The organism is Bacteriovorax sp. DB6_IX, from assembly GCF_000447775.1.
Lineage (GTDB): Bacteria > Bdellovibrionota > Bacteriovoracia > Bacteriovoracales > Bacteriovoracaceae > Halobacteriovorax_A.
On the sequence record NZ_AUNJ01000158.1, the window covers coordinates 1 to 279 of the forward strand.

General features: G+C 36.2%; 1 protein-coding gene. It reads right to left on the minus strand.

The features are described 5' to 3' along the window. Positions 1-279: hypothetical protein (locus M901_RS04670; RefSeq protein ID WP_034720413.1), on the minus strand; the 279-nt coding region annotated here is incomplete at both ends.

The following is a 279-nucleotide window of genomic DNA, read 5'->3' on the forward strand; positions in this document are numbered from 1 at the left end:
GATGCCTTATCAAATGATTGGCATTGATTCTCAATAGACGTCTTTGTCGAGCTCGTTGAGTTATCTACAACTAGTGTTTCTACTGAATCTGTATACTCCTCACAATCATAGAATGACTCTCCTTCTTCCTCTGTTGTTTCATCAGCAACTAACTTATAAGTTCCGTCTTCATCAATAACAGGAAAGAAAAGTAGGTCTTCAAAGAGTGTTTCAATATCTGAGTAAATCTCAAGTTGTACTTCTTCTGTAATAAGCTGTTGCTTAAATGCAGAGTCTCTT